At 42.1% G+C, this 7,173-nt stretch carries 7 protein-coding genes and 1 pseudogene; 3 read left to right on the top strand and 5 right to left on the bottom strand.

What is annotated here, in order from left to right:
- Window positions 1-127 precede the first annotated feature (127 nt).
- The 4 genes and pseudogenes from ACLFKQ_RS30370 to ACLFKQ_RS30385 form a co-directional block, all read right to left on the bottom strand.
- Window positions 128-2,694, bottom strand: a pseudogene (locus ACLFKQ_RS30370) (glycogen/starch/alpha-glucan phosphorylase).
- Window positions 2,695-2,853: 159 nt separating this feature from the next.
- A complete protein-coding gene (locus tag ACLFKQ_RS30375) occupies window positions 2,854-3,177 on the bottom strand; it encodes a hypothetical protein (RefSeq protein ID WP_449003328.1) in 324 nt (107 codons plus the stop codon).
- Window positions 3,178-3,205: 28 nt separating this feature from the next.
- On the bottom strand, window positions 3,206-3,688 hold the full coding sequence (locus tag ACLFKQ_RS30380; protein ID WP_449003329.1) for a hypothetical protein: 483 nt from the start codon (window positions 3,686-3,688) through the stop codon (window positions 3,206-3,208).
- A gap of 5 nt (window positions 3,689-3,693) precedes the next feature.
- Window positions 3,694-3,879, bottom strand: a complete 186-nt coding sequence (locus ACLFKQ_RS30385; RefSeq protein ID WP_449003330.1) for a hypothetical protein — start codon at window positions 3,877-3,879, stop codon at window positions 3,694-3,696.
- Between the two features lie 863 nt (window positions 3,880-4,742).
- Here ACLFKQ_RS30385 and ACLFKQ_RS30390 point away from each other — a divergent pair.
- From ACLFKQ_RS30390 to ACLFKQ_RS30400, 3 genes are all read left to right on the top strand, one after another.
- Window positions 4,743-5,015 carry a BrnT family toxin gene (locus tag ACLFKQ_RS30390; protein ID WP_449003331.1) on the top strand — a complete coding sequence of 91 codons (273 nt, stop codon included), beginning with the start codon at window positions 4,743-4,745 and terminating at the stop codon, window positions 5,013-5,015.
- Window positions 5,002-5,268, top strand: coding sequence for a hypothetical protein (locus ACLFKQ_RS30395; protein WP_449003332.1), 267 nt, complete (start codon window positions 5,002-5,004; stop codon window positions 5,266-5,268). Before ACLFKQ_RS30390 ends, ACLFKQ_RS30395 begins: the two co-directional genes overlap by 14 nt.
- A gap of 69 nt (window positions 5,269-5,337) precedes the next feature.
- Window positions 5,338-5,736, top strand: coding sequence for a hypothetical protein (locus ACLFKQ_RS30400; RefSeq protein WP_449003333.1), 399 nt, complete (start codon window positions 5,338-5,340; stop codon window positions 5,734-5,736).
- Window positions 5,737-5,868: 132 nt separating this feature from the next.
- Here ACLFKQ_RS30400 and ACLFKQ_RS30405 read toward each other — a convergent pair whose 3' ends face one another.
- Window positions 5,869-7,011, bottom strand: coding sequence for an IS4 family transposase (locus ACLFKQ_RS30405; RefSeq protein WP_448998311.1), 1,143 nt, complete (start codon window positions 7,009-7,011; stop codon window positions 5,869-5,871).
- Window positions 7,012-7,173 lie beyond the last annotated feature (162 nt).

The raw sequence follows: 7,173 nt of genomic DNA on the forward strand, positions 1-7,173 counted from the left end.
CCGAATTTGCTTCGGCTTTAATTTGGTTGCGTTAATTGTGTCAACAGAACCTAGAACGCTGATTCAGTTCTTTAAATTATCAAAGACATTTCCAGTCGCTACACTTATGTTTTGGCTCATGAATAATTCAGGCTAGGGGGAGTGAACGGTTACTCCGTTTCCCACACCTTTTTTCGTTTACCCCTAATGGGCCATGTATCTGAATATAGTCGCCTAATCGTACAGGCGAAGGGGAGACCTTCCAAATGCGCTCGCAGTATTCTTGAATAGAACGATCTGAAGAAAAACGACCCATTCGCACCAAGTTAAGAATTGACATCTCCGTCCAGCGAGTCCGGTCGCGATAGACCTGACTTACGGTCTGCTGACAGTCAATGTAGGACTGATAATCTGCCAGCAGCATAAATGGATCGCGATCTAAGAGATTATCTAGTAATGGCTGAAATAAGCTCGTATCTCCTTGGGAAAAATGACCCGACCCAATCAAATCGATGGCATCTTTCAACTGTGGATTAGCCTGGTAATAGTCCCACGAACGATAACCCTGGAACTTCAGCTGATTAACCCGATCGGCTGTCATACCAAACAAAAAGAAATTATCTGCGCCCACAGCATCTCGAATTTCAACATTGGCTCCGTCTAGGGTCCCAATCGTCAACGCCCCATTCATGGCAAACTTCATATTACCCGTGCCCGAAGCCTCCTTACCAGCAGTCGAAATTTGCTCGGACAAATCAGAGGCAGGATAAATGCGTTGACTGTTGGTCACATTATAGTTAGGCCAGAAGATTACCCGCATCTGATTCCGCAGCGCCGGGTCTTGATTGATCATCTTACCCACCGAGGTAATCAGCTTAACAATCAGCTTGGCCATATGATAGCCCGGTGTTGCCTTACCTGCAAAAATGAAGGTTCGAGGGGTAATCTCCAGCTGCGGATTTTGCTTGAGCTGGCTGTAAAGTGTCACAATCTGCAAGACATTTAGATGCTGACGCTTATACTCGTGAATCCGCTTAACTTGTACGTCAAACAATGAAGCGGGGTCAAGCAACACACCATGCTGCTGGTGTATTCGGTTAGCCACATCTCGTTTCGCCGACTGTTTGAGGTTACGCCACTCTTCTTGAAAAGAGGCATCCCCTGCCAAATGCTCGAGCTGCTGCATCTCCTCTAAGTTCTTCAACCAACCAGAGCCAATGCGCTTGGTGACTGTTTCGGTCAGTTGGGGGTTACTCAAGGCTATCCATCGGCGGGGGGTCACCCCATTGGTCACATTACAAAACTTTTCGGGAAACAGCTCGTAGAAGTCTTTGAGAACGGTTTGCTTCAACAACTCGCTGTGTAGCTCGGCAACCCCATTAATCGTATGACTACTCACGCAGGCTAGGTTGGCCATCCGCAAGTAACGTTCCCCAGTCTCGTCAATCAAAGACATCCGTTCTATACGGGCTGCATCTTTCGGAAACCGCATTCGCACCAGCTCTAAAAAGCGAGCGTTGATTTCATAGATCAGCTCTAAATGACGGGGCAGTAAGCGACCGAACAAATTCACCGGCCACTTTTCCAAAGCCTCCGGCATCAGGGTGTGATTGGTATAAGCCAGACTCTTCTGGGTGATTTCCCAAGCCAATGACCAATCCAGGCGATGTTCATCTACCAGCAGGCGCATTAGTTCCACTGAACCGATTGCTGGATGGGTATCATTCAACTGAATGGCAAATTTCTCGTGAAATTGCTCCACGGGAATGTCTTGACCTGCCAAAATGCGGAACATATCTTGTAGGGAGCAAGATACCAAGAAAAACTGCTGTTCCAAGCGCAGCTGTTTGCCAGCTACCGTTTCATCATTGGGATAAAGCACCTTGGTTAAATTCTCTGAGGAGACTTTCTCTTCTACCGCACCGTAATAATTACCCTGGTTGAACACGGCAAAATCAAAAGACTCGACCGCCTCGGCTTTCCACAAACGAAGTGTATTGGCCGTATTTACCTGATAGCCAAGAATTGGTGTATCATAAGGAATGCCCAAAACTTCTTTCTCCGGTATCCAACTAACGCGATAGTTACCCTCTTCATCTTGATAAGACTGAGTATAACCGCCAAATTTCACTTCTGTGGCCCACTCGGGACGCACCACTTCCAAAGGATTGCCATACCTCAGCCATTTATCCGTCTGTTCTACCTGCCAGCCATTGCTGAGCTCTTGCTCGAAAATGCCAAATTCGTAGCGAATGCCATAACCTAACGATGCTACTTCTAAGGTCGCCAGAGAATCGAGGTAACAGGCGGCTAATCTACCCAATCCCCCATTGCCTAAACCAGGTTCTACTTCTTGGGATAACAGCTCTTCAAAGTCTAGCCCCAGTTCCTCCATAGCCCGCTTCACTTGGTCGTAAATGCCCATGTTGAGCAGATTATTTCCTAAGTGAGGTCCCATCAAAAACTCTGCCGAAAGGTAGCAAACTGTAAGAGAGCGGTTTTTTTGTGTAACTTTCTGCCGTACCATTCTCGTACCAGATAAGCCAGAGCCATGTAGTAATCATGCTTGGTCGCCAAGGCAACTGGCTTTCCTTGGACAAAAAACAGATTATCCAAGAAAGCTTGCTTTAAAGTCTTAACACTCATACCTGTGTGATGACCTAAGAAAGATAAAGCAACTGGGGCAGGCTCTGTTGGCAAAGAAGTATTATCCATCGGGGTCAAGTAGTTTCTAACTAGTGAGAAGGCTGTAGCAGGTAAATGTTAATGAATTCCATCGAACAAAATAAGCGCATATCCTTTTGTCATCTAAAGCACAATTTAATAAAAGCTTTAGGTGTTCCGATTGAATTAATACAGGAACAGAAGCAGTAATTACCCAATTATGATTTGGGATAAATCACACATATTTAGCCAAGTATCTATTAACTGCTGGAGTTCCAACATACAGATCCTAAAGTCCCCTACAGTGTCATAGTCAGCAAAAGCTTTGGCTCTAAAGTTATTAAGAGCATTTATAGCCCCAATACTCAATTGATACTCAAACTCTAGGTCATCTAATTGGACATCATCATCTAAAGCTTGTAGTAATTGATAATCAGCCTTAGTTAGATAAACTTCGTCGCTATGTAAATATCTGTCTGGCAAACGAGTTCTGTAATATTCGCAGTGCTCCTCATTGGGAATAAGATTACTCATAATTACTTTTATAGATTTTTGTTGATCTTCACTTCGTTTGAGAATGGAGTGCTTGTTGAGCATTGATAAATATAGTTATTCCCAATGACCTAACAGATTTATCATCAATATCAGGGAACTCTTTGGCTACACAATCACAGCAATACTTAAGGAGCTTACTGTTTTGCTGAATATAGACACTTAGCTTTTTCTTGTCTTTCTCACTAAGTATTGGTAGCTCGTCGAGTAAGTCATCAACTACATTATTTAGAGGCTCAGATATATGCGTTAATTCGCTCTTACCGTTTCTATGTCTGGGTGGTTGGTTCTCTAGAACAGTGAGCTTACCTTTAGTTCCCCTGATCACTTGTATTTGTTGATTGGGGCTTAGATTACTAAAAGAAGACAAGTCTTCTGCCCAAATTGCTTCTTCACCATTCTTTTCTGTAATGACATTACAGACTTTCCGCATTCCGAATTTTGTTTTTACAGTAAGGACATTTTTAACTTTTGCGAACTCTGTATAAACCATTTTTATTACTCCTTAATTTCTTCTATTTCCTTGATGTGAATACCTGATGCGGCTACCCAATTAAGCTCAAAGGCTACAAGCTCATCTAGGTCTGGAAGCTCATCAGGGTAAATAGTGTCGTCATTACCCGTATAGGAGCTGATGAGTTGTTCTGGATCTACTTCAATGGTTAGGTAATATTTTTTGTTCATAGTTCGGGGCCCTCCTGACATTCCCAAACTGCTTTGATACACTAGCAATTAGGGCTATAGCCTTGTTGTTTCATCAGTTGGTGTAAAGTATTAGTTGAATAATCAGAGGATTTTATTTGCCCAAAGATAATGCGTGTATGTTATGGGTGTTAGATGCCCATACTCAAACTCGTGATGTGCTTTAGTTGCTATTTCTATACCAAGAAAAACTAACTGTGCTTGGTGCTTCTTTAAATGGTTGTAGGGTTGATACTGTATCATAATGTCAATTGAGTGAAATAAATAAACCTAAAAAAATCCCCTTCAGAGAGTAGGCTTCTCTAAGGGCTTTTCGTCTTTTAAAGTCATCCGAATACAGGACTATTTAAATTGGTTCGAGTAATTAGTTAGTTGCTAGTTGATTATTTAATTCAACTATCAGTTGAGACTTGCTTTGATTGGCTTTAATACCTAATGATTTACAAACTATCTGAAGTGATTTGTAATCCCAATCTGAGAAATCTACAGGCACACAAGCTAACCTTTGAGGTATGTAACTTGATGAGCTAGGATCATTAAATACTTCTTTTACTAGGTCATATGAAGAGGTTTTGCTATTAGTTCTAGATAAATACGAATCTTGAATTATGTGGAGCAGAAACATTAATCCAATTACTATTGCTAGAAAATGTAGGGGATATTGGTAGGCTGTGTAAATTATGGGTGCGGCAATTAATAGTTTCATCGCTTTGATCTGTAGTAAATTGACATTAAAAAAGCCGCCCTCTTTAGTATAGAACGGTCTTAGGCGCTTAAGAATATTCGGTAGAGCGTTATTAAATCGCATATAATTTATGTTCTAAAACACAAATGTTAATGATTTCATGCAGTTTGAGTGGAGCGAAAACAAGGCGGCAAGCAACTTATCAAAGCATGGAGTCTCATTTGAGGAAGCAAAAACAGTCTTTGACGACCCTTTTTATGTCGATTTCTACGATCCAGACCACTCCGAAGATGAGGAACGTTACCTCATTATTGGAGCGTCGAACCGAGGACGCTTGTTAATTGTGTCGTACACTGAGAGAGGAGACTCAATTCGTTTGATCAGTGCCAGAGAATTGACGCGAGCTGAGCGAAAAGCTTATGAAGAGGGATAAGTCAGAAATGTCCGATGATTTAAGAGCCGAGTATGACTTGAAGAGCTTACGAGTCAGAAAGTTCGGCTCAAAAAGAAAAAGCTTTGGCGGAACGACTGTGCGGTTAGAACCTGATGTAGCAGAGATGTTCCCCAGTGCTGATGCGGTTAATGAAGCCTTACGGTTTTTGATCCGAGTAACACGAGATAACCAAGCTCTTGGAACCACTGCACAGGCTGACAAATCCTTTGAGCAGACGAATGAAAGTTCCTAAGAGCGAACGACAACAAATCCAGAGAGCTTAAGGATATTTACCAGGATAGTAAGTTCTAAAAATCAGACTGTGAGAAAGAAAAAGATTGCAAACCTCTTACGTAAAGCATTACTACAAGACGGCCGAATGGAACGGGCATTGTATGAACATGAATTAGCAGCACACATTGACTACTGGTATGAGGGTCTTAAGGCAGACCGTGATGAATTTGTCTTTGCAGTTACGCAAAATTCAGGTCATGTAGCAATGGTTTTAATAGCAGCGGATAAAACCGTTTATATAAATGAAGATGCAAGAGAGCAATTGCTTAAAGAATGGCCCCTTGCTTACAAGACAAATCTCAAGCGTTTGATCCCAATGATGGCAGAAGAGTTAGCCAACGATATTATTTCGGTTAATGGCGTTAAGACCGATCCTAGTGCTTGGGGTGAAACTAGCGAAGCTGTCACCAGGGGCAATCTAGCCTAAAACCCTTGCCCCATATACACTTCATCATTGAAATTAAGCAGCAATTTGAATTGGTAGCCTTTCATCAAGATTCAAACGGAAAGTTCCATACGGATTTACATGACTCCAAATTCTGAAGGGGTGACAAGGGAGCTAGAAAGATTGCTGGATAATAAACATAGCTCGTAGACCCCTCTGGTAAAAAGGCAGCTTATTGAGATTGAGCCACATCAATTTGTTTATCCATTCCTTCATCAAGGTAAATGAAACCAGCCAGCTACTACCATATAAACCAAGCCAAAAGTAGCTGTTGCGAGTCAAAGATTGTTTAATTTTTCGATGGCGACCGATGTATTTAGACTGACCTCGAAGGCTAAGAGTATGTCCTTTGAACACCGAGTGAGTGTAAGCAATGGCGATGAGCAAAACTAGACGAGTAAGGCGTTCAATCTGAGCTTGCGACCCCTCGAGATTGTAGCCACCTGACTTGCAATCTTTAAACATCGCCTCAATCCCTACGCGCTTTTTATAGGCTTTGACAGCTTCAGGTAAATTGGGTAAATTTGTCAGCAGATACCAGGGTTCCTTTGCCCCCATGCCTCGGTAAATACGTCGCCAATAGACCCCTAAATAAATCCCCGAAACTTGATGCAGTTGAGTGACTTTAGTTTCTTGATAAAACCGTTGGTCTCCTGGATTAACGTCTAGGTCTTTTAAGGGAGTAAAACCTAATTGAGTTACCATTATCTTCGTACTCTTTCTCTGTCGAAGCACAAAGTAGACCTGCTGCTGGGTCAGCCACTTAGCTAGTTCAACACTCTGGAATTCTCTGTCTCCTAAAATAACGATTTGGTGTTGTTTAAACAGCTTCAATACTGGACGTAATATGGCTTTTTGTTGAGCGAAGTTACTGGCTCCTTTCTTCTCTAGAAACTGCCAGTATATAGGCAAAGCTCTTTTCGCCATCACTACTCCAACCATGAACAGATTTTTATCTTGCCATTGAGTTCTATCTAAGACTAGATAAATTGTCTGGTCTGGCAAGAATTTCTTTTGAACTACTTCTTTGACTATGGGAAACCAGACTAACGAAACTGATAAAGCTGAGGACTTCAAAAACCTTTGGATTCGGCGACGACGGCTCTCATATTTAATTGGTAAAGGGAAGTATGCAGCTAGTCTTTCTATCTTTACTTGTTTGTAGGTCTGGATAAGGTATACCAGCACTTCCAAAGTAATTAGTTGGTCATCACTCAGATAACGTGAAAGATGATTGCGGTACAATTGGTTTAACATTTTTTAGGGTTCGGTCGGATTCTCAATAACTGACCGAATCTTTTTTACCATAGGTTGTCTCTGTTCCCTACACTGTCTGACTTCTCACAGGGTTGTCACCCCGTCAGCTCCAAATTAGTGGTGTCAATGCTCTCAAATCATCGGGTTTCATTATCTTCATCC

The organism is Myxosarcina sp. GI1(2024), assembly GCF_053543375.1.